The organism is Reyranella sp., assembly GCF_052439685.1.
Classification (GTDB): Bacteria; Pseudomonadota; Alphaproteobacteria; order Reyranellales; family Reyranellaceae; genus Reyranella.
The window spans coordinates 624,012-645,216 of sequence record NZ_JBQVQG010000001.1 but is presented as its reverse complement, the minus strand read 5'-3'; the positions used below and the strand labels follow the sequence as shown (position 1 = coordinate 645,216).

The following is a 21,205-nucleotide window of genomic DNA, read 5'->3' as shown; positions in this document are numbered from 1 at the left end:
GCTCCAGCGAGGGAGGGGGCGGCGCCGGAGGCTCCGGCTTGGCCAGGGCCTGCTGCTGCGGCGGCGGCGGAGGCGACGGCTCCGCCTGGGCAAGCGCCTGCTGCTGGGGCGGCGGCTCGGGCGGCTGCGGTGTCGGTTCCTCCTTCGCGGCTTCCTGCTTCGGCTCCTCCTGCTTCGGCTCCTCTGGCTTCGGCTCGTCCTTGGGGCCGGCCTCCTGCACCGTGTCGGGCGTCGGCATGTCCGTGGCGCGCGGCGCCGGCTTTTCCGCTCCCGCGACGTCGCGGGGATTCGTGCTGCGCTCAGCGGGCGGCGGCGGGAGACCGAGCCGCATGGGCGGCGTCTGAGGCTGCTGTGGGGTGGGTGTCGGCGTAGGCGCAGGCGGCGGGCTCGGCGTTGCCGGCTGGGCCACGGGTTCTGGGGCCTTTTCGGCGACCACCGGCGGTGCCTCCGGGTCCTCCATCGAGACCTCGATTGCATCCTCGAACTGATCGATCGGACGCAGCGGCGAGATCCAGAACAGCGTCAGCCCCACGGCGACATGCAGCAGGACCGCCAGCGCCACGGCGGCGGGCGGCATGTGCTCGAAACGGGAGGCGGTGAAACTGACGTCGTGGGTCACGATGACCCCGTTCTACGAGGCGGCCGGGCGGGCCGCTAGTTGATCGGCTCGGATTTGTAGACGCCCCACATGCCGCTCCGTTCGATCCAGCCGGTTACGCCGGAAACCTTGACCCGGCACCAGTCGCCGGCACACGAGCGGATTTCGCCCAGGACTTCGGGCTCCAGCTTGGCCACGACTTCGGCCGACGCGGCCGGAGTCTTGTGCAAGCTCGCGGCCTTTGCCGCGATGATGAAGCTGCGCTTGCCGGTGAGCAGGCTCTGGTGGACCCAGCCGCTCGCCCCCTGCCAATCGCGAATTTTGCGCCAGTTCTCGTATTCCGCGACGATCTCGACAGGCATGGCCTTGCGCTTGAAGACCCAGTCGACGGGATAGCGTGAGCCCGGTCCTGTGCGGACATTGACCTCGTCCGAGCGCAGGGAGGCGAAACGCGGGATCGGCAGGCCGGAGCCTTTGCGCTGGGTACTGGCCGATTTTTCGGGGGCGGCGAGGGCTGCGTTGCCACCTGCCTGGGGCAGGGAAAATGCCACCAGAGCCACGGACAGGGCGGAAAGCAGGACCGACGATCGAATTCCCATCGGGCCCTATATACCTCAAATCTCCATATCCAGCGACAAGCTCCTGAAAAGGCGCGACTTTCTGGCTTGCAAATAGGCAGGGGCGTTTGCTGGACAAAACGCGCGCGGACTTGGTAATCCGGCTCAGTCACTGTTCGAGCCAGCGCCGGTCCCATTTCGCACATGCCGTCCCCTTCCAAGAAGAAGCCGCTGGTGATCGTCACCCGGAAGCTCCCCGACGCCATCGAGACGCGTCTGATGGAGCTGTTCGAGACGCGCCTCAATGCCGACGACAAGCCGATGACCGGTCCCCAGCTCGTCGAGGCCGTGAAGACGGCCGACGTGCTCGTGCCCACGGTCACCGACCGAATCGACGCCCGCGTGCTGTCGCAAGCCGGTCCGAAGCTGAAGCTGATCGCCTCGTTCGGCACCGGCGTCGACCACATCGATCTCGATACCGCCCGCCAGCGCGGCATCACCGTCACCAACACGCCGGGCGTGCTGACCGAAGACACCGCCGACATGGCGATGGCGCTGGTCCTGGCCACGGCGCGGCGCGTCGGCGAGGGCGAGCGGCTGGTGCGCAGCGGAAAGTGGTCCGGCTGGAGTCCGACGTCGATGCTCGGCGCCCGCCTGCAGGGCAAGCGGCTGGGCATCGTCGGCATGGGTCGCATCGGCCAGGCGCTGGCGCGTCGCGCGCGCGGCTTCGGCCTCGCCATCCACTATCACAATCGCAAGCGCGTGCACGGCGAGATCGAGCGCGAGCTCGAGGCGACCTATTGGGAGAGCCTCGACCAGATGCTGGCGCGCATGGACATCGTGTCCGTCAACTGCCCGCACACGCCCGCGACCTTCCACCTTCTCTCGGCGCGTCGTCTCAAGCTGATGAAGCCGACCTCGATTCTCGTGAACACGGCGCGCGGCGAGGTGATCGACGAGAATGCGATGGTGCGCATGCTGAAGGCGGGCGAGATGGCCAGCGCCGGCCTCGACGTCTACGAGAACGAGCCGCAGGTGAACCCGAAGCTGCTCGAGCTCGATCGCGTGGTGCTGCTGCCGCACATGGGCTCAGCCACGCTCGAGGGCCGCATCGAGATGGGCGAGAAGGTCCTGATCAACATCAAGACCTTCGCCGACGGCCACAAGCCGCCGGACCGCGTGCTTGCGACGATGTTCTAGCGCGTTCACACGCGCTATAAATCCCCCTCGACCATCTCACGCGCGCGATTGTCGATCAGCACGTCGCGCGTAGCGCGCCCGACCTGGGCGCCGATCAGGATGGTGAGCGACGTCCAGTACATCCAGACCATGATGGCCGCGAAGCCCGCGGTGGCGCCGAACGCCGAGGTGAGCTGGGTCACCTCGAAATAGAACACCAGCGCGCGGTTGCCGACCGCAAAGAGCAGCGCGTTCACCAGGCCGCCGATCAGCGCGTAGCGCCAGGGGACGCGGCCCGTCGGCAGCCACTTGTAGATCAGCGTGAAGAAGCCCGAGAGCAGGCCATAGTGCACCGAGGTCGAGATCGCCGGACCGATCCAGACACCGAGGATGGGGAATCTTTCGAGCACGCCGGCATAGGCCGAGATCAGCACGCTCGCCAGGATGACGACGATCAACAGGACGCCCAGCACGATCATCAGCAGCACGGCGAGCAGCCGCGACTTCAGGCTGGCCAAGACCGGATGCACCGTCGGGCCCTTGTTGTCCCGCCAGATCGCGTCGATGCCGTCGTCCAGTTCCACGAAGACGCGGGTGCCGGTGTAGAGCAGCACCGCGGCACCGACGAGCGCTGCTATGCCGCCGCCGCGGAACAGGTCCTCGGAGGCGAAGCGACGTATCGTGCGCAACTGGTCCTGCGCCACGATGGTGCCCAGCGCATCGAAGATCGTCTCCTGCGCCATGAACCGGCCGACGAACGGTTCGGCGATGGCGATGGTGAAGATCATGATCGGGCCGAGCGCGAACATGGTGTAGAACGCCATGGCCGCGGCCGAGGTCGAGAGCCGGTTCGCGAAGTAGCCGTAACCGGCCTCGTAGGCGATCCGCCAGAGCGTGGTGATCATGTTCGGGGCAATTGAGCGATGGCGATGGGATAGTACGTCTGAACCGGTCGCCCGGTTGCCGGTCTTTGCATCACGGCCACTTCCCTGCCGATCAGTATTGCTTGAGGCCGAGACCGGCGATCGCGAGCAGGATCGACGAGAGGCCCAGGATCGCCGTCGAGCCGAGGGTTCCCAACAGGCGGCCCCGGGGGATCAGGCCCAGCATTCCGCCGGCATGCAGGACACGCGCGACCAGCAGCACCACCGACAGCGCCGCCACGGTCGAGAAGCCGTAGAAGTCACCCGCCATGTAGATCATCAGCAGGGTGATCGGCGCCAGCTCCATCAGGTTGCCATGCGCCCGCACGGCAGCCTGCATCTCCGCATCGCCGCCATCGCCCAGGCTGATCTTCTTGCGGCCGCGCATCAGGCCGACCTTGACGGTCAGCGCCACCGCCAGCAGGCCCAACAGCCCGGCGCAAACGAAGAACACGGGCACTGGCAGCCTCCCTCTCGATCCGGCGCCATTCTATGGCCATTCCGGATCAAGACCAGCGGGAGACGTGCGATCCGGCGTGGCCGGAGTCTTTTCCGACCGGGGCTGAATGCCAGCAGTCTTCCCAGAAGCGGAATGGTCCTAGACTGGCGTGGCGGCGTTCTCGTAACCGAATTCCTGGTCGAGCGCGGCGATCTGGCGGCGGAAGTCGATCCGCATCCTCGCCTTGGCGCTCTCGTCCAGCCACGAGGCCTCGACCGAATTCAGGCTGAACAGCCGGGCCTTGTCGGGGCCCCAGCCGATCGTTTCGAACAGGGTCGCGAAGCCGTGGCCGAGGTTCGTTCCGAACATCGCCGGATCGTCGGTGTTGATGGTCACGTTCAATCCGGCCTCGACCATGCGGCGGATGCGCTGCGGCCGGTGAGGTCGATTGTGCAAAAGGCTCGTCCAGGCGCAGGGCGTGAAATAAAGCCCGTCTTTTCGCGCCTCGCTCATCACGTAGTCCGATGCCAGCATGTTGTAGCCGTGGTCGATGCGGTCGCAGCGCAGCACGTCGCGGCAGATCAGGTAGTTGGTCGGCGGCGCTTCCAGCGGCGTGAGATAGTCCTCGCAGCAATGGGCCGTGCAGCGCAGCCCGCCCTTGCGGGCCAGCGCATAGGCCTCGGCGAAGATGGCGGGCGGACCGACGCTCTCATTGCCGTCCAGGCCGATGCCGATCACCAGCTCGTGGCGATGCGCGAGCGCGGTCTCGACGATCTCGACGGCCTGGGCGGGCGAGTTGATCGAGCGGTCGATGCAGCAGATCAGCCGGGCCGAGATGCCGAAGTCGCGGCCCACGCGCTCGATGCCGTCGGCCATGCCGGCCACCATCGACGGATAGTCGATGCCGTTGGGATAGAAATAGTCGGGATTGAAGAAGAACTCGACGTGCCGCAGGTTGCCATCGCGGCTGGCGTCCTCGCAATATTCGTAGATCGCGCGGCTGAAATCCTCCGGCGTGCGCAGCACCGAGGCGGTGAGGCGCAGGATTTCGAGGAACCCGTCGAAGTTGGGCCACTGGTAGAGCTGCTCGGCCGGCCGCGGCAATGGCAGCCCGTACTTCTTCGCCAGCTCGGCGACCGTCGTCGCGCGCAGGGTGCCGGCGAGGTGGCAGTGCAGCTCGGCTTTCGGAATGCGCCGCAGGTAATCGTCGGCAACCGCTTTCGCCATGGCGGCGATCCTCACTTCTTCTCGATGTTGTAGAGCAGCATGACCGGCGACTTCAGCACGCCTTCGAGGTTGTTGCGCCAGGCCGACGGCGTCGTGAACTGGGCCAGCGGCAGATAGAGCACCTGCTCGTAGGCGCGGACCTGGATCTCGGTCGCGATCGTCTTGCGCGCCGCCTCGTCGGGCGCGGTGGCGAATTTCAGCCGCAGCTCCTCGGTCTTCTCGTCCTTCGGCCAGCCCCAGGCCGACGCGGGCGGACCCGAGGCGACGAGGAACGGGTTGCTGAGCGGGTTGCCCTGGTCGGGCACGGAGTTGGTCGTGTGGGCGAGGTTCCAGCCGCCCTTGTCGACCGGTCCGGTGTTGAGCCGGCGCGTCGCGAAGGTCTGGAAGTCCATCGACACCATGTCGACCTTGAAGCCGAGATCGACCAGCACCTGGCGCGTGACGTTGCCCAGCGCCGCAATGCCCGGCGCGTTGGCGACGTGCAGCATCACCAGCGGCTTCGACATATCGACGTTTGCTTCCTTCAGCATCGCCTTGGCGGCAGCGATATCGCGCGACGGGATGCCGGCCTTGCTCTCGTAGGGCATGCCGCAGCCGAAGATGGCGGCGCAATCGGTGGCGAACTTCGGATCGCCGGCTACCACGCCGGCGTACATCGACCGGTCGACGGCGCGGGCGATGGCCTGGCGCACCTTGAGATTGTCGAACGGCGGCTGCAGGTGATTCATGCGCATGATGGCCTGGAAGCCGTACTTGCTCACGACCTCGGCCTTGGCCCCGGATTTCGCGTCAAACAGCGGCAGCAGGTCGGCTGGCACCCGTTCGAGATAGTCGACCTCGCCCCTGATGAGCGCGCTCACCTGGGTCTGTGCATCGGGCATGCCCAGCATCTCGACCCGGTCCATCTTCGCGATCTTGGCGCCGGACGCCCAGTTGGGCGGCTCGCTGCGCGGCTTGTAGTCGGCGAACTTGTCGAGGACGATCTTCACGCCGGGCTCATGCAGGTCGGCGCGGAACTTGTAGGGGCCGGAGCCGACGATCTCCTTCACCTGCTCGCTGCCGGGCGTCTTCGCAATGCGTTCCGGCATCATGAACGGCACGGGCGCGCCGATCTTGGCCAGGCTGTCGAGCACCAGCCCGTAGGGCTCCTTGAGCACCAGCTTGATCGTATTGGCGTCGGCCGCTTCGAGCGAGGCGGTGAACCTGGCCAGCGTCTGGCCCATGCTGTCGCGTGAGGCCCAGCGCCGGATCGAGGCGACGCAGTCCGCGGCCGTGACCGGCTGGCCGTCGTGCCATTTCAGGCCCGGCCGCAGCACGAAGGTGTAGGTGAGCTTGTCGGGGCTGATCGTATAGCTGCCGACCATTTGCGGCTTGGGCTCGAACTTGTCGTCGATCGCGAACAGCGTGTCGTAGATCAGATAGCCCAGGTCGCGCGTCGTGAAGGACGTCGTGAAATGCGGGTCGAGGACGCGGCTCAGCGTCTCGGGCGCGACCGTCAGGGTCTTGGCGGGCGCCTGCGCCTGCGCGGGCAGGGCGGCCATAAGGGTGGAGGCGGCGAGCGCAGCCAGCGACCAGGAGCGAAAATGGGTCATGCAGAGGGTCCTCGATTCGGAAGCCGGCGGTGCACGCGTCATGCCACGCACGCCGTCCCGTTCGGCCCCTGAGCATGACGGGCGCTCCGCGGTGCTGAAAAGCATTAGATTCGGGACGGAGTGTGCGGTTTTTTCGTACGGTGGGCCTACGATCTCTTCAGGACCGGTTGCGTCCCGCCTTTGTCCGACCGACTTCCCGCAGGCTGCCGGTCCAGGCGCGGCGTGCCGGCAGGCCCTGCAATTCTTCGCGCAGGAATTCCGCGAGCATGGAAGCGACCGGAGACGGCTTGGCATGGCGCGGTGCGATCAGCGACAGGTGCGAGCCGCGGACGTGGCGGTCCGCCAGCGGGATGTGCACGAGGTCGCGGTCCGCGAGGTCCGCGCCGATGTCGGGCAGGCTGAGCAGCGCGATCTGGCGGTGTTCGCGCACCAGCATCTTCATCACCTCGACGGAATTGGTCGTGACGACGCCGGCGAAATGCACCTTGGCGCGCTCCAGCGCGGTTTCGAGGATGCGCCGCGAGGTGAGCGAGGAATCGGGAAAGACGAAACTGTAGTTGGCGCACTCGGCCAGCCGGATCGACTTGCGGCCGGCCAGCGGATGATCGCGCGCCACGACGATCCCGGAGCTGGGCTGGATCGAGGCCAGCACGCGGATCTCCGGCATCTTGGGCACGGCGTAGCAGATGGCGAGGTCGAGCCTGCCCGCGATCAGCCGGTCGACGATCTCCGCCGTGCCGCCCATCAGCACCTCGAGCGAGACCAGGGACTGGCGTTCGCGCATGTGGCTCATCAGCCGCGACACGACGGTGCGCGAGAAGCTTTCCATGAGGCCGAGCGAGGCATGGCCGCGCACCATGCTGCGGAGCTGGCCGATATGCTGCACGAGCTGCGCGTGGTCGTGCTGCCAGCGCTGGACTTCGGCCACCACCATCTGGCCGGCGGGCGTCAGCCGCATGCCGCGCGGCAGGCGCTCGAACAGCGCCGCGCCATACTCGGCCTCGAGGTTCAGGATCTGCCGGTTCACCGCCGACGGCGAGAGGTTGAGCCGCGTCGCCGCGCGTCGGATCGAGCCGGTCTCTGCGACGACCAACAGCCACGATGCCGACGGCGCAATGATCGGCATGGTGCGACCTATCCGGCCGCGAGCGGCCGCAGCGCCGCGACGAAGCGGTCGAGTTCCTCGTCGGTGTTGTAGATGTGCACCGAGGCGCGCATCACGTCCTTGAGGCCGCGTCCCTTGAGGTCGAGGCGCGAGGAGAACTGCGTCGAGACCGAGACGTTGATGCCCTGGTCGCGAAGCTGCTGCTTCAGCGCCCCATGCTCCTTGCCGGCGACGGCGAAGGTGACGATGGCGCCCTTGGTGACCCCGAGATCGGCCAGGGTCACGCCCGGCACCGTCTTCAGCCGCTCGCGCAGGCCGTCGGCCAGCTGACGCAGGCGCGCCCAGATCGCCGGCATGCCGAGCTCGTTCGCCTGGTCGGCAGCGACCTTGAGGCCGATCACGCCGGCGAAATAGCGCTCCCAGTTCTCGAAGCGCTTGGCGTCGCCCATCACCGTGTACTCGTTGTCGCCGGTCCAGCGCGCGGCGTGATTGTCGAGGAAGATCGGCTCGATCTGCGAGGTGCTGCGCGTGCGGGCATAGAGGAAGCCGGTGCCGCGCGGCCCGCGCATGTACTTGCGGCCGGTGGCCGAAAGGAAGTCGCAGCCGATCCTCTTCACGTCGATCGGCATCATGCCGACCGACTGGCAGGCATCGAGCAGGTAGAGGATGCCGGCATCGTTCACGATCTTGCCGACCGCCTCGGCCGGCTGCACCAGCCCGCCCTGGGTCGGGATGTGGGAGATCGAGACCAGCCTGGTGCGCTTGTCGATGGCGCGCTCCAGGGCCGCGAGGTCGATCTGGCCGTGCCTGTCGTCGGGCACGACCACGATCTCGGCGCCGGTCTTCTTCGCCACCTGCAGGTAGGAGATGTAGTTCGACGAATACTCGCTGACGCAGGTCAGGATGCGGTCGCCCGGCTTGAAGTCGAGGGAATAGAAGGCGAGGTCCCAGCCGCGCGTGGCGTTCTCGACATAGGCGATCTCGCCGGGCTCGGCGCCGATCAGCGTAGCGACCGAGGGGTAGAAGCCATCGAGCACGGGACGCGCCCGGTCGGCCGCCTCGTAGCCGCCGATCTCGGCCTCGAGCCGCAGATGGTCGAGGGTGGCGTCGAGCGTGCGGCGGCTGGGCAGCGACGAGCCCGCGGCGTTGAGATGCAGCACGTGGGCGCAGCCCGGCGTCTCGGCGCGGATCCGCTCGACGTCGAGTTTGGGGGCGTCGAGGGCCATGTCAGAACTTCCCCTGTTCCTTCAGCACGTCCTCGGCGACGCGCAGCGCGTCGATGGCGGCCGGGAAGCCGCAATAGGCGATGGCGTGGGTGAAGATCTCGCGCAGCTCGACCTTGGTGCAGCCGTTGTTCAGCGCGCCGACCAGGTGGATCTTGAGCTCGTGCGGCCGGTTCAGCGCGCAGAGCATGGCGATGGTGATCATGCTGCGCTGCTTGCGGTCGAGCCCGTCGCGGGTCCACAGCGAGGCGTAGGCGAACTCCTCGGAGAAGCCGCGGACCGGACCCCAGAAATCGTTGTTGGTCGCGTCGCGCTTGGCGAGATAGGATTCGCCCAGAACCTCCGAAAGGACCTTTCGTCCTGCATCGCTGAGCGTCTTGTGAGCCTGTTCTTCGGACATGTCGTCTTCCTCCTGGTTCAGCCGTTTCCTGCCTAAAGCGACGCCGGAGCCCGAGCAACTGACCATTGCTCATGCCGGCGACACGCTTTCCGTCACCTTCGTGCGCAATGCCCGCGCGCGGCGCGCCTCGCTGCGGGTCGATCCGGCCAACCGGAGGATCGTGCTGACGGCGCCGCTGCGCATGGCGCGCGGCACGGCCGTGGGCTTCGCCGAAACCCAGGCCGGCTGGATCGCCGCGCGCCTCGAGCGCCTGCCGGAGCGACGGCCCTTCGTCGACGGCGCGGAAATCCCTCTGTTCGGCGTGCCGCATCGCCTGAGACATCGCCCTGACGCCCGCGGCACGGTGTGGCGCGAGGGCAGCGAGATCCATGTCGCGGGCCGGGCCGAACACGTGTCGCGCCGGGTGAAGGACTGGCTGGTCGGCGAGCTGAAGAAGGAGCTGATGCCGCGGGTCCATGCCAAGGCCACGCGAGCCGAGCGGCCGGTGAAGCGCATCTCGGTGCGCGACACGCGCTCGCGCTGGGGAAGCTGCGGGCCCGATGCCTCGCTCTCCTTTTCGTGGCGGCTGGTGTTCGCGCCGCCCGAGGTGCTCGACTATCTCGTCGCCCACGAGGCGGCCCATCTGGTCCACCTGAACCACAGCACGCGCTTCTGGGCGCTGGCGCGAACCTTGTGCGACGGGCCCATCGAGGGGCCGCAGGCCTGGCTCAAGAAGAACGGCGAGACGCTGCTGCAATACGGCGGCTGAAGCCTGGCAAGCCTAAGAAGCGCTAAGCCATACGGCGCATGAATTCTTCGTTGTCCCTCACAAGGTGTGCGTCGATCCTGACGGACAACGGAGGAACGACATGTCTGGCGCAAAACAGATGCCCTGGAAGGCATCGGAGATCGACTGGCGGGAACAGGGTCTTCATGTCTTCTCGGCGGACGAGATCGACGAGATCGAGGCGGCCCTGAAGCATCTGCGCGGCCTCGGCGACCTCGACCTGCCCCAGATCACGGCGGAGCGGTTCCCGCTCGATCGGGTCGGGCATCTGATGAAGGATCTGCGCAAGACGCTGCGGACGGGCCCGGGCTTTGCCATGCTGCGCGGCCTGCCGATCGAGCGCTATGAGCCCGACGATGTGGCGCGCATCTATTTCGGCCTGGGCTGCCATCTCGGTGTGCCGATGGTGCAGTCGTATCTCGGCGACCTGCTGGGCCACGTGATCAACGTCGCGGAGATCGAACCGAAGTCGCGCGGCTACCGCAAGGGTGGCGAGTTGGCAATGCATGTCGATTCCACCGACCTGTGCGACGTCGTCGGCCTGATGTGTCTGCGCCGCTCCTCGAGCGGTGGCGCGTCGCGCGTCGCGAGCGCGACCGCCATCTACGACGCCCTGCGCGCAACCCGACCCGACCTGATGGCGGTGCTGGAGCGGGGCTTCCAGTTCCGTCGCGGCGAGGAGGATGGTCGCGTCGCCGGACGCCATCTCAGCCCGCACCGCATCCCGAGCTTTGCGGCCCAGCAGGGTGAGATCTCCTGCTATTTCCTGCCAACCTACGCCATTCGCGCCGAACAGGCCGGCGACTCGTCGCTGAGCGAGATCGAATGGGAAGCGATCTACGCCGTCGAGAAGCTCGCGACCTCCGACGAGTTCTTCATCGACATGGATTTCGACGTCGGCGACATCCAGTTCCTGAACAACCGCACGATCCTCCACGGGCGAACCGACTATGTCGACGAAAAGCCGCTGGAACGCCGCCGGCATCTCATGCGGCTGTGGTTGCGCGTGCCGGATTGGCCTTCGTTGCCCGAGCCTCAGCAATTCTCCACCCCGGCCGAGCAGTCGGCCTGGGCGCGGGGGCGACGGCCCATGATGGAGCTGCCGTCGGTCCAGCTCGCGGAGCTGACCGGCAAGCTCGCAGCCCAACAGGCAGGCTGAAGCTCTTTCGGCCATCGCCGCAAAATCTCAAGAAGGGAAGAAACATGACCAGACTGCTTGGGGCGCTGGGCCTCGTGCTCGCGCTTGCTCTGCCGGCATCGGCGCAGACCTACCCCGACAAGCCCGTCCGCTTCGTCATTCCGTTCCCGGCGGGCGGTGCGACCGACGTGGTCGGCCGGCATGTCGCGCAGGAACTTTCGCAGGTGCTGGGTCAGCCCGTCGTGGTCGACAACAAGCCCGGCGCCAGCGCCATCATCGGTGCCCAGGCGGTCGCGACGGCGCCGCCGGACGGCTACACGGTGCTGTTTGCGACCAGCTCGGTGCTGGCCATCAACGCCGCGACGCGCACCAAGCTCTCCTACGATCCGGTGAAGAGCTTCGCGCCGGTCACCCTGGTCGGCCTGACGCCGATGATCATCCTGGTCGGCCCCAATTCGCCCTTCAACACGCTGGGCGACCTCGTCGCCGCCGCGAAGGCGAAGCCCGGCGGACTGCGCTATGCCACCGTCTCCGACACCATCCGGCTCGCGGCCGAGATGCTGAACGAGCGTGCCGGCATCAAGATCGAGTCGGTGCCCTATCGCGGTGCCGCCGAAGCCTATGGCGACTTCTATGCGGGTCGCATCGAGGTGATGTTCGACCCGATACCGACCGGCTATCCGATCGTGACCAGCAAACGCGCCAAGGGCCTGGCCGTCACGACGGCGAAGCGGTCGCAGATGGCGCCGGAAGTGCCGACCGTGGCAGAGGCGGCGAACCTGCCCGGCTTCGACGTCTCCATCTGGTACAGCCTCGTCCTGCCGGCCGGGACGCCGCAGCCGATCGTCGACAAGCTCAATCAGGCGGCCGTCAAGGCGCTCGAGAGTCCCGACCTGAAGGCCAAGCTCTCCAGCCTCGGTGTTGAAACGCGTCCCTCCTCGCCGCAGGAACTCGCCACGTTCGTCGCCGGCGAACTCAAGCGCTGGAGTGCCGTCGCCCGCGCTGCCAATCTCGTCCAGGCGGAATGATGGCGACGGGTCTCGGCGGACTGGAGCTGCCCGACGGGAGCTGCGATTGCCATCACCACATCTTCGACCCGCGCTTTGCCTACACGGCGGCTGACAGGCTGCAGCCACCGCCGGCCTCGATCTCGCGATACGAAGGCGTGAAGGCGCGACTGGGCATCCAGCGCAGCGTGGTGGTACAGCCGTCGTCGTACGGCACCGACAATCGCTGCACGCTCGATGCCGTTGCCCGGCTCGGCCCCGGCGCCCGCGGTGTCGCCGTGGTCGCGCCCGACATCTCGGATGCCGAACTGCAGCGTCTCCACACGGGCGGCATCCGCGGCATCAGGTTCAACCTGTCGCGCGGCGGCGGCGGCGGCGGCGGCTCGGCCGAGACGATGTCGAAGCTGGCGCCCAGGATCGCGGCGCTGGGCTGGCACATCGACCTCCATCTCGCGGGCGACGAACTCTGCGCGCTGGAGGATGTCCTGAAGAACCTCGAAGCGCCGATCGTCCTCGATCATCTCGGTCGCGTGCCCCAGCCGAACGCCGAGGCCCATCCGGCCTTCCGGTTGATTGCCGGCCTGCTGGAGTCAGGGCGCGGCTGGGTGAAGCTGTCGCAGCTTCATCGGGATTCCCGGACCGGTCCGCCTGCTTACGAGGATGCCGCCCGTCTCGCGCGCCGCTACCTGCAGATCGCTCCCGAGCGTCTGGTCTGGGGCACGGACTGGCCGCATGTCGTCGCGACCGGGCCGGTCGACGAGCTGGCCGATCTGAAGCTGCTGCTCGTTTGGATAGGAGAGGAAGATCTGCGTCGGCACGTCCTCGTGGAGAACCCGGCGCGCCTTTACGATTTTCCGGCGCTTGCCTGATCGTCAGGCGCGACGGCGGCGTTTGGGTGGAACCCGCGACGTCTCGCAGTCGGCAACGAACCGGCCGATCTCGCGCATCAGCCAGTCCTGGAACAGCAGCACCTTCTCCGGCAGCGTCCCGCCGCGTTCGGCGCCGGTATGGAACATCCAGTAGCGGTTCTCGACCGGCACTTCGGTTTCGACGGGACGGATGAGGCGGCCGGCCACCAGGTCGTCGCCGGCGAGGGCCAGCGATGCCAGGGCAACACCCTGACCGGCCGCGGCGCCCAGGAGCATCATGTGCACGAAACTGAAGGAAGGCCCGGTCGGGTCGGGCGGCGAGGGCAGGCTGGCGCCCTGGAACCAGCGGCGCCAGCCGAAATCGTGGAAACCGGCCGGAAAGCGCGCATCGTCGAGCCGCAACAATGGAAGTTCCGGCAGGGCGGCGACCGTCATTGGATCGGCGGGGAGCGGAAGCGATGGCGCACACACGGGGAAGACGACCCCCGAAAACGGCAGCGGCGCGATTGCACTGGGTCGTTTGCCGTCACTGTACTGGATGAGCAGGTCGAGATCGCGGGAGGCGAGCTGCTCGCTGCTGCTTTCGACGAGCACGCGCACCTGCAGGCCCGGCTGCTCTCGATGGAACCCGGCCAGCCTCGGGATCAACCAGCGCGAGGCGAAGGTCGGCGAGGTGAAGATCGTCAGCACCTCGCCTTTCTGCTGGTAGATGTCCTGCGTCGCTTCGGCCAGCTCACCGAACAGGCTCGTGAGCCGCGCGCCATACCGCAGACCTGCCTCCGTGACGGCCACGCCGCGCGCCTTGCGGTCGAACAGGGCGATGCCGAGATGGTCCTCCAGCGCCTTGACCTGCTGGCTGATCGCGGCGGCCGTGACGTGCAGCTCCTGCGCGGCGGCCACGAAGCTGCCCTGTCGCGCAGCCGCCTCGAAGGCGCGAAGAGCATAGAGCGGAGGGAGGCGTGGCGGCATGTGTGCGGCTAAGTTTACCTTGGCCATACCTAACATGGATTCTGGGTTGCGGACGCCCGGCCGCGCTGGAAGGTTGCCGGCCGAAACGATGGCGTTGCAGGGAGAAATGCATGGATGAGCAGGGCACGGTCGGTGGAGCGGCGCAGCAGGTCGCGCTGCCGCTGCAGGGCATTCGCGTGCTCGAGTTCTGCCATGTGGTGATGGGGCCGTCCTGCGGCCTCGTGCTGGCCGATCTCGGCGCCGAGGTGATCAAGATCGAGCCGGTCGAAGGCGACCGCACGCGACGCCTCGCGGGTTTCGCGGCCGGCTTCTTCGGCACCTTCAACCGCAACAAGCGAAGCCTCGCGATCGATATCAAGTCGGAGGAGGGAAAGAAGATCATCCATCGGCTGCTCGCCCAGTCGGATGTCGTGATCGAGAACTTCGCCTCGGGCACCATGGAGCGGCTGGGCCTCGGCTATGCCGATCTCGCCAAGGACTATCCGCGCCTCGTCTATTGCGCCCTCAAGGGTTTCCTGAGCGGCCCTTACGAGAAGCGGCCGGCGCTCGACGAGATCGTGCAGTACATGAGCGGCCTCGCCTACATGACCGGGCCTTCCGGCCGGCCGCTGCGGGCCGGCACCTCGATCTGCGACATCATGGGCGGCGTGTTCGGCGTCGTCGGCATCCTGGCGGCGCTGCAGGAACGCAACCGGACGGGCAAGGGACAGGAAGTCCGCTCCGCCCTGTTCGAATCGGCGGCGTTCCTGATGGCCCAGCACATGGCGGGCGGCGCCGTGACGGGCCGGACCGTGCCGCCGATGCCCGAGCGCCAGGGGGCGTGGGCGATCTACGAGACGTTCAAGACCGCCGACGACCGGCTGTTCTTCCTCGGCATCACCAGCGACAAGCACTGGGCGCAGTTCTGCCGTCTGTTCGATCGTGCCGATCTGCTGGCCGACGCGACGCTGGCCAGCAACGAGGACCGCATCATCGGGCGGCCTAAGCTCGTGCCGATCATTTCCGAGATCGTCGCACGGCACACGCTCGACCAGATGGTCGCCTTCTGCGAGGAAGGAAGCCTGCCCTTCGCGCCGCTCGGCCGGCCCGAGGATCTGCAGGACGATCCGCAGCTCAACGCCGGCGGTCGCATGCTCGACACCGATCTCGGCAAGGGACGCCGCATCAAGCTGCCGCGCCTGCCGATCGAACTCGGCGGCCACGATCTCGGCCTGCGCCAGCAGCCGCAGGCCGTCGGCGAGAGCACGGCGACGATCCTGCGCGATCTTGGTTTCGCGGCCGAGGAGGTGCACGATCTTCACCAACGCGGCGTCGTCGCGACGGGACAGCACTAGAACGGACGGGAGCGGAACATGAGCGATCTGCCGAGCAAGGTGGAGATCCACGAGGAAGGTCCTCGCGAGGGCTTCCAGATCGAGCCTGGACCCATTTCTTCTGAACACAAGATCGAGCTGATCGAGGCGCTGGCCGAGACCGGGCTGCATCACATCCAGATCTGCTCCTTCGTCAGCCAGCGCATCGTGCCCGGCTGGGCCGATGCCGACGAGGTCGTCGAGCGCGTGCGAACGACGCCCGGCGTCGACTTCACCGCGCTGTGGTTCAACGACAAGGGCCTGGCCCGCGCCGTGAAGTTCCGCGACAAGCTCAAGCTCTACGGCTCGATCGCGCTCAGCGCCTCGGAAGGGTTCAGCTACAAGAACCTGCATCGCAGCCGCGCCCAGAACATGGAGGCGATGCGCGCCCAGACGGCGTTGCACCTGTCGCACGGAATCCCGGTGACGCGCATCGGCGTGATGGCGGCGTTCGGCTGCAATTTCCAGGGCGAGGTCACGGTCGACGAGGTGCTGTCGGGACTGGCGGACGGCTTCGCGCTGGCCGAAGAGGCGGGGTCCAGGATCACCAACATCGGTCTCGCCGACACGATGGGCTGGGCGGTGCCGCCGCGCATCGAGCGCGTGGTCGGCGCGGTGCGCGAACGCTGGCCCGAGCAGAAGATCACGTTGCACCTGCACGATACGCGGGGCATGGGCGTGGCCAACGCGCACGCCGGCCTGCGCATGGGCGTGAGCGCCTTCGATTCGACGGTGGGCGGTCTGGGCGGCTGTCCGTTCGCCGCTCACAAAGGCGCGGCCGGCAACATCGCGACCGAGGAGCTGGTGCTGCTCTGCGAGGAAATGGGCATCGATACTGGCGTCGACCTCGACAGGCTCATCGAAGTCGGCCGCATGGCCGAACGCATCGTCGGCCATGTCCTGCCCAGCGAGCTGCTCCACGCCGGCAGTCTCACTGCGTTCCGGCAGCAATCTGCATGAACCACCTGTGAATCAAAGGTCCCGCGCTTCGCCCAAACGCTCAGCGTCTCTCTGTCTCGATTTAATCATTCACCTCATCCTGAGGAGCCGTGCGAAGCACGGCGTCTCGAAGGATGGGCAACAGACGGGGTGCTCGTGCCCACCCTTCGAGACGCTCACTGCGTTCGCTCCTCAGAGTGAGGTCAGTGTTTGAATGCTCGGCTCAATTCAATCTCGCCTGGAGTGATTCTAACCGAATCGTCCCGGATCGCAGGCCTGCAACGCGCTCGGCAGCTGTTCGCCTTCCATCAGGCGCGCGATCAGGCGGCCCGTCGCGGTGGCCAAGGTCAGGCCGAGATGCTGGTGGCCGTAGCCGCAATAGACGTTGGCGAGACGCGGTGCGCGGCCGATGGCGGGACGATAGTCGGGCAGGGTCGGGCGCTCGCCGATCCAGCGGCTCTGCTCGGCGCCGCCGACACCGGGAAAGATGTCCTTGAGATGCTTCTTGAGGAGATCGGCGCGATGCCAGGAGGGCGGCTGGTGGGGCGCCGCCAGCTCGACCGTGCCGGCGATGCGCAGACCGTCGGACATCGGCGTGAAGAAGAGCCCGCGATCGGGCGGGCTGACCGGCAGGTCGAAGCGCACATTGTCGGGCGCCACCATGACATGATAGCCGCGCTCGGCAACCAGCGGCGCGTTGAAGCCGAGCAGACGCGTCAGCTCGCCCGAGGCGCGGCCGGCCGAGATCATCACGGCACCGGCCGGCAGCTCCGAGTCGGTGAGCTGCACCGACGTCACGCGGTTGCCGTCGCGGCGGAAGCCGCGCACGCGGCCGCGCACGACCGTGCCGCCCTCGGCCGTGAATCGCTCGACCAGGGTCGCGACCACCTTGTGCGGATTGATCGTGTGCGTGCCGTTCGGATAGTGGATGCCGCGCATGATGGTCGGGCTGAGGCCCGGCGCCAGCTCGCGCGCCCGGTTGCCGTCGACGATCTCGAACTCGGTGCCCTTGCCCGATTGCAGGCCGCGCATCTCGTCGGTGCCCTGGAACGACGCCTCGCTCTCGTAGACGTAGAGCGCGCCGCGCGTGCGGAACAGTTCGCCGAGGCCCGAGGCCTGGATCTCGGCCTTCCAGGCGATGTCGGCCTCGAGCATCAGCGGCCGGAACATGTCCTTGCCCTTCTGGACCTCGGTCGGGCTCAGGGCCGCCAGCGCAAAGCGCGCCATCCAGGGCAGCAGCCAGGGCAGGCTGGGCGGATGCAGCGTGAGCGGACCGTCGCGATCCATCAGCATCTGCGGGACCTTCTTCAGCGTGGCCGGCCGCGCCAGCGGGATCAGGCTGTCGACGGACAGGAAGCCGGCATTGCCGAACGAGGTCGCATTGCCGGGCTCGGCGCTGTCGAGCAGCGTCACGCTGTGGCCGTTGCGCTGCAGGGCGCGGGCGGTGGCGGCGCCGACGATTCCGGCGCCGATGACGATGACGGGGCCGTTCTGGGCTGATTCACTCATGGGCCGACGTTAGCACGACACCTGCGGGGGCCGGAGGTCGCGATTGATTTGTCCCTGTGAATCCCTATTTAGGGCGCATGTCTTCCGCACAATCAGACAGTTCCTCCGGTCCCGGCTGGCATGCCACGACCATCCTCTCGGTTCGCAAGGACGGCCAGGTCGTCATGGCCGGCGACGGCCAGGTGTCGATGGGCCAGACCATCGTCAAGGGCAACGCCAAGAAGGTCCGCCGCATCGGCAACGGCCAGATCATCGCGGGCTTCGCCGGCGCGACGGCCGACGCCTTCACGCTGTTCGAACGGCTCGAGGCCAAGCTGGAGCGCCATCCCGGCCAGCTCCTGCGCGCGGCGATCGAACTCGCCAAGGACTGGCGCACCGACCGCTACCTGCGCAAGCTCGAGGCCTTGATGGCGGTGGCCGACAAGGACGTCTCGCTGCTGCTGTCCGGAACCGGCGACGTGCTGGAGCCGGAAGGCGGCATCATCGCCATCGGCTCGGGCGGCAACTACGCGCTCTCCGCGGCGCGGGCGCTGATCGACGTGGACGGGCTCGATGCCGAGGCGATCGCCCGCAAGTCGATGAAGATCGCCGCCGACATCTGCGTCTACACGAACCACAACGTCGTCATCGAGAAGCTCTGAATCCCATGAGTAACGACTTTTCCCCGCGCGAGATCGTCTCCGAGCTCGACAAGCACATCATCGGCCAGCAGGAAGCCAAGCGCGCCGTCGCCATCGCGCTGCGCAACCGCTGGCGCCGCCTGCAGCTTTCCGATTCGCTGCGCGACGAGGTGCTGCCCAAGAACATCCTCATGATTGGCCCGACCGGCGTCGGCAAGACCGAGATCGCGCGCCGCCTGGCCAAGCTCACCAACGCGCCGTTTCTCAAGGTCGAGGCGACCAAGTTCACCGAGGTCGGCTATGTCGGCCGCGACGTCGAGCAGATCGCGCGCGACCTGATGGAAGCCGCCATCGAGATGGCGCGCGAGGGCCTGCGCAAGGACGTGAAGGCCAAGGCCGAGCTGGCGGCCGAAGAGCGCGTCGTCGAGGCGCTGTGCGGCGCCAATGCCAGCGAGGAGACGAAGCTGCGCTTCCGCCACAAGCTGCGCGCCGGCGAACTGGACGATCGCGAGATCGAGATCGAGGTCGCCGATTCGGGCGGACCGATGCAGTTCGAGGTGCCGGGCCAGCCCGGCGCGTCGGTCGGCATGATCAATATCGGCGACATGCTGGGCAAGGCGTTCGGCGGCCGCACGAAGAAGCGCAAGATGACCGTGGCCGAGAGCCACCAGACGCTGATGCGCGAGGAGAGCGACAAGCTGCTCGACCAGGAGCGCGTGGTGCGCGAGGCGCGCGAGATGGTCGAGCAGAACGGCATCGTCTTCATCGACGAGATCGACAAGATCACCGCGCGCAGCGAACACCGCGGCGGTGGCGACGTGAGCCGCGAGGGCGTGCAGCGCGACCTGCTGCCGCTGATCGAGGGCACGACGGTGAACACCAAGCACGGGCCGGTGAAGACCGACCATGTGCTGTTCATCTGCTCCGGCGCCTTCCACCTCGCCAAGCCGTCGGACATGCTGCCGGAGCTGCAGGGCCGCCTGCCGATCCGCGTCAGCCTGGCGTCGCTCAGCCAGGAGGATTTCCGCCGCATCCTGACCGAGCCCGAGGCCAGCCTGGTCAAGCAGTACAAGGCGCTGCTGGCGACCGAGAAGGTCGAGCTCGACTTCACGCCCGATTCGATCGACGAGCTGGCACGGCTGTCGGCCGACATCAACGAGACGGTCGAGAATATCGGCGCGCGCCGGCTGCACACGGTGATGGAGAAGCTGCTCGAAGAGATCAGCTTCACCGCCTCCGACAAGCCCAACACGAAGATCGAGATCGACGCCGCCTACGTCCGCGCGCATGTCAGCGAACTGGCGAAGAATGCCGACCTCTCGAAGTTCGTGCTCTAGGAATCCCTCCCCATGTGAATGGGGAGGCAAAGGCTACAGGCAATAGGCCGCGATCAGGTCGACGAGATAGGCGGGGCCGTTCAGGCCCCACAGGACGAACGACACGACCGTTGCGGCCGCCACCAGGCTGGCGAGCCCCCACAGCAGTACGGGACGCCAGCCGGCCGTCATGCGGGCTGCGGAATCGAGGTCGAACGGATCAGCCGCTCCTCGACGATCGGGTAGTGCAGCGCCGCCGAGACGAGACCCAGCGCGATCGAGATCCACCACATCATGTCGTAGTTGCCCTGCAGGTCGAACAGCCGCCCGCCGCCCCAGCCGCCGAAGAAGCTGCCGACCTGGTGGCCGAAGAAGACGATGCCGTTCAGCATGGTGACGTGGACCGGCCCGAAAATGTAGCCGACCAGGGAGGTGGTGAGCGGCACCGTGCCCAGCCACAGGAAGCCGAGTGCCGCGGCGAAGGTCAGCACCGAGGCGGCCGACAGCGGCGCGATCACGAAGCCCAGGAAAACCAGCGAGCGCAGCAGGTAGAGCGCCGACAGGAGATTCTTGCGCTTGAACCGGTTGCCCATCGAACTCCACAGGATGGCGCCGGCGATGTTGAACAGACCGACCATGCCGATCGCCCAGCCGCCGAGTTCGGCCGGCGACAGGTTGATGCCGAACAGCGACAGGCCGATCCCCTTGTCGGAGATATAGGCCGGCAGGTGGCCGCCGACGAAGGCGACGTGGAAGCCGCAGACGAAATAGCCGACCACCAGCAGCACGAAGCTGCGCTGGGCAAAGGCTTCGGAAAGCGCTGCGCCGGTGGTCTGGTTGCCGCCGCTGCCGCGCTTGGAGGCCGCGATCTCCTTGCGGTCGTTGAGGCCGATCGGCAGCACGATCATGATCAGGGCGAGGATGGTCAGCGCCCACATGGTGGGCCGCCAGTCGCCGAAATAGTTCTGCAGCACGGCCGCCAGCGGCACGATGAAGAACTGGCCGAACGAGCCGCCCGCCGAACAGATTCCCACCGCCAGCGCCTGCTTGGCGGGCGGCGCCACGCGCAGGATGACGCCCAGGACCGGGCCGAAAGTCGCCGCCGACAGGCCGACGCCGACCAGTACGTTGCCCAGGATCAGCATGAAGCCGTCGTGCATCGTGGCCGTGACGATCATGCCCAGAACATAGATCGCGCCGCCGCCGGCGATGGTCGGGGCGGAGCCGAACCGGTCGGCCAGCCGGCCCGAGAAGGGCGCGATGGCGCCCATCAGCAGCATGGAAAGGGCGGTGCCGAAGGAGAAGAGCTCGCGGCCGACATGGAGTTCGGCGGAGATCGGCTTGAGGAAGATGCCGAAGCTCTGGCGGACGCCAAGGCCGATGGTGAGGACGAGGAAGCCGCACCAGACGGCGGTCCAATAGGAGCGTTGGGTCATGGCCGCAACCTGAGGCGGCATGCCCGACCTGGCAAGATGTC

Annotated in this window: 21 protein-coding genes and 1 pseudogene; 9 read left to right on the top strand and 13 right to left on the bottom strand. The window is 67.2% G+C overall.

The window, feature by feature from the left end; translation table 11 throughout:
* Positions 1-619: pseudogene (locus tag ACT6UX_RS03130) on the bottom strand (hypothetical protein); the annotation flags it as partial.
* 35 nt (positions 620-654) lie between these two features.
* Positions 655-1,197, bottom strand: a complete 543-nt coding sequence (locus tag ACT6UX_RS03125) for an SH3 domain-containing protein (RefSeq protein ID WP_444773670.1) — start codon at positions 1,195-1,197, stop codon at positions 655-657.
* A gap of 162 nt (positions 1,198-1,359) precedes the next feature.
* Between ACT6UX_RS03125 and ACT6UX_RS03120 the strand changes: the two genes are divergently transcribed.
* Positions 1,360-2,355 (top strand): 2-hydroxyacid dehydrogenase, encoded by a 996-nt coding sequence (locus ACT6UX_RS03120; RefSeq protein ID WP_444773669.1) that lies wholly within the window; start codon positions 1,360-1,362, stop codon positions 2,353-2,355.
* Positions 2,356-2,369: 14 nt separating this feature from the next.
* Here ACT6UX_RS03120 and ACT6UX_RS03115 read toward each other — a convergent pair whose 3' ends face one another.
* The 7 genes from ACT6UX_RS03115 to ACT6UX_RS03085 form a co-directional block, all read right to left on the bottom strand.
* Entirely contained in the window at positions 2,370-3,239 is an 870-nt protein-coding gene (locus ACT6UX_RS03115) for a YihY/virulence factor BrkB family protein (RefSeq protein ID WP_444773668.1), read from the bottom strand.
* A 91-nt stretch (positions 3,240-3,330) separates the two neighbouring features.
* Complete coding sequence (locus tag ACT6UX_RS03110; protein WP_444773667.1) at positions 3,331-3,717, bottom strand: MAPEG family protein; 387 nt, start codon at positions 3,715-3,717, stop codon at positions 3,331-3,333.
* 138 nt (positions 3,718-3,855) lie between these two features.
* Entirely contained in the window at positions 3,856-4,923 is a 1,068-nt protein-coding gene (gene add, locus ACT6UX_RS03105; RefSeq protein ID WP_444773666.1) for an adenosine deaminase, read from the bottom strand.
* An 11-nt stretch (positions 4,924-4,934) separates the two neighbouring features.
* Positions 4,935-6,515, bottom strand: coding sequence for an ABC transporter substrate-binding protein (locus ACT6UX_RS03100; protein ID WP_444773665.1), 1,581 nt, complete (start codon positions 6,513-6,515; stop codon positions 4,935-4,937).
* Positions 6,516-6,672: 157 nt separating this feature from the next.
* Positions 6,673-7,641, bottom strand: coding sequence for a LysR family transcriptional regulator (locus ACT6UX_RS03095; protein WP_444773664.1), 969 nt, complete (start codon positions 7,639-7,641; stop codon positions 6,673-6,675).
* Between the two features lie 8 nt (positions 7,642-7,649).
* Positions 7,650-8,846 carry an aminotransferase class V-fold PLP-dependent enzyme gene (locus ACT6UX_RS03090; RefSeq protein ID WP_444773663.1) on the bottom strand — a complete coding sequence of 399 codons (1,197 nt, stop codon included), beginning with the start codon at positions 8,844-8,846 and terminating at the stop codon, positions 7,650-7,652.
* A 1-nt stretch (position 8,847) separates the two neighbouring features.
* Positions 8,848-9,243, bottom strand: a complete 396-nt coding sequence (locus ACT6UX_RS03085) for a carboxymuconolactone decarboxylase family protein (RefSeq protein ID WP_444773662.1) — start codon at positions 9,241-9,243, stop codon at positions 8,848-8,850.
* Between ACT6UX_RS03085 and ACT6UX_RS03080 the strand changes: the two genes are divergently transcribed.
* The 4 genes from ACT6UX_RS03080 (at position 9,242) to ACT6UX_RS03065 (ending at position 13,023) form a co-directional block, all read left to right on the top strand.
* Positions 9,242-9,991 (top strand): M48 family metallopeptidase, encoded by a 750-nt coding sequence (locus ACT6UX_RS03080; RefSeq protein WP_444773661.1) that lies wholly within the window; start codon positions 9,242-9,244, stop codon positions 9,989-9,991. The genes ACT6UX_RS03085 and ACT6UX_RS03080 overlap by 2 nt on opposite strands.
* A 100-nt stretch (positions 9,992-10,091) precedes the next feature.
* Positions 10,092-11,168 carry a TauD/TfdA family dioxygenase gene (locus ACT6UX_RS03075; protein WP_444773660.1) on the top strand — a complete coding sequence of 359 codons (1,077 nt, stop codon included), beginning with the start codon at positions 10,092-10,094 and terminating at the stop codon, positions 11,166-11,168.
* A gap of 44 nt (positions 11,169-11,212) precedes the next feature.
* A complete protein-coding gene (locus tag ACT6UX_RS03070; protein ID WP_444773659.1) occupies positions 11,213-12,175 on the top strand; it encodes a Bug family tripartite tricarboxylate transporter substrate binding protein in 963 nt (320 codons plus the stop codon).
* Positions 12,175-13,023: an amidohydrolase family protein gene (locus ACT6UX_RS03065; protein WP_444773658.1), complete on the top strand. Its 849-nt coding sequence runs from the start codon at positions 12,175-12,177 to the stop codon at positions 13,021-13,023. Before ACT6UX_RS03070 ends, ACT6UX_RS03065 begins: the two co-directional genes overlap by 1 nt.
* Before the next feature lie 3 nt (positions 13,024-13,026).
* On the opposite strand, the gene ACT6UX_RS03060 is transcribed toward ACT6UX_RS03065, so the two are convergent.
* Positions 13,027-13,992 carry a LysR substrate-binding domain-containing protein gene (locus ACT6UX_RS03060; RefSeq protein WP_444773657.1) on the bottom strand — a complete coding sequence of 322 codons (966 nt, stop codon included), beginning with the start codon at positions 13,990-13,992 and terminating at the stop codon, positions 13,027-13,029.
* Positions 13,993-14,102: 110 nt separating this feature from the next.
* Here ACT6UX_RS03060 and ACT6UX_RS03055 point away from each other — a divergent pair, with 110 nt between their 5' ends.
* Both ACT6UX_RS03055 and ACT6UX_RS03050 read left to right on the top strand, forming a co-directional pair.
* Complete coding sequence (locus ACT6UX_RS03055; protein ID WP_444773656.1) at positions 14,103-15,326, top strand: CaiB/BaiF CoA transferase family protein; 1,224 nt, start codon at positions 14,103-14,105, stop codon at positions 15,324-15,326.
* Between the two features lie 18 nt (positions 15,327-15,344).
* Positions 15,345-16,304, top strand: a complete 960-nt coding sequence (locus ACT6UX_RS03050; RefSeq protein ID WP_444773655.1) for a hydroxymethylglutaryl-CoA lyase — start codon at positions 15,345-15,347, stop codon at positions 16,302-16,304.
* A 228-nt stretch (positions 16,305-16,532) separates the two neighbouring features.
* On the opposite strand, the gene ACT6UX_RS03045 is transcribed toward ACT6UX_RS03050, so the two are convergent.
* Positions 16,533-17,792 (bottom strand): NAD(P)/FAD-dependent oxidoreductase, encoded by a 1,260-nt coding sequence (locus ACT6UX_RS03045; RefSeq protein ID WP_444773654.1) that lies wholly within the window; start codon positions 17,790-17,792, stop codon positions 16,533-16,535.
* A 77-nt stretch (positions 17,793-17,869) separates the two neighbouring features.
* Between ACT6UX_RS03045 and hslV the strand changes: the two genes are divergently transcribed.
* On the top strand, positions 17,870-18,433 hold the full coding sequence (hslV, locus tag ACT6UX_RS03040; protein ID WP_444773653.1) for an ATP-dependent protease subunit HslV: 564 nt from the start codon (positions 17,870-17,872) through the stop codon (positions 18,431-18,433).
* A gap of 5 nt (positions 18,434-18,438) precedes the next feature.
* Complete coding sequence (gene hslU, locus ACT6UX_RS03035) at positions 18,439-19,749, top strand: ATP-dependent protease ATPase subunit HslU (protein WP_444773652.1); 1,311 nt, start codon at positions 18,439-18,441, stop codon at positions 19,747-19,749.
* 33 nt (positions 19,750-19,782) lie between these two features.
* Here the strand turns inward: hslU and ACT6UX_RS03030 are convergent, their stop codons facing one another.
* Both ACT6UX_RS03030 and ACT6UX_RS03025 read right to left on the bottom strand, forming a co-directional pair.
* Entirely contained in the window at positions 19,783-19,920 is a 138-nt protein-coding gene (locus ACT6UX_RS03030; RefSeq protein WP_298309780.1) for a hypothetical protein, read from the bottom strand.
* Positions 19,917-21,164: an MFS transporter gene (locus ACT6UX_RS03025; protein ID WP_444773651.1), complete on the bottom strand. Its 1,248-nt coding sequence runs from the start codon at positions 21,162-21,164 to the stop codon at positions 19,917-19,919. The genes ACT6UX_RS03030 and ACT6UX_RS03025 overlap by 4 nt, the downstream gene beginning before the upstream one ends.
* Between the last annotated feature and the right edge of the window lie 41 nt (positions 21,165-21,205).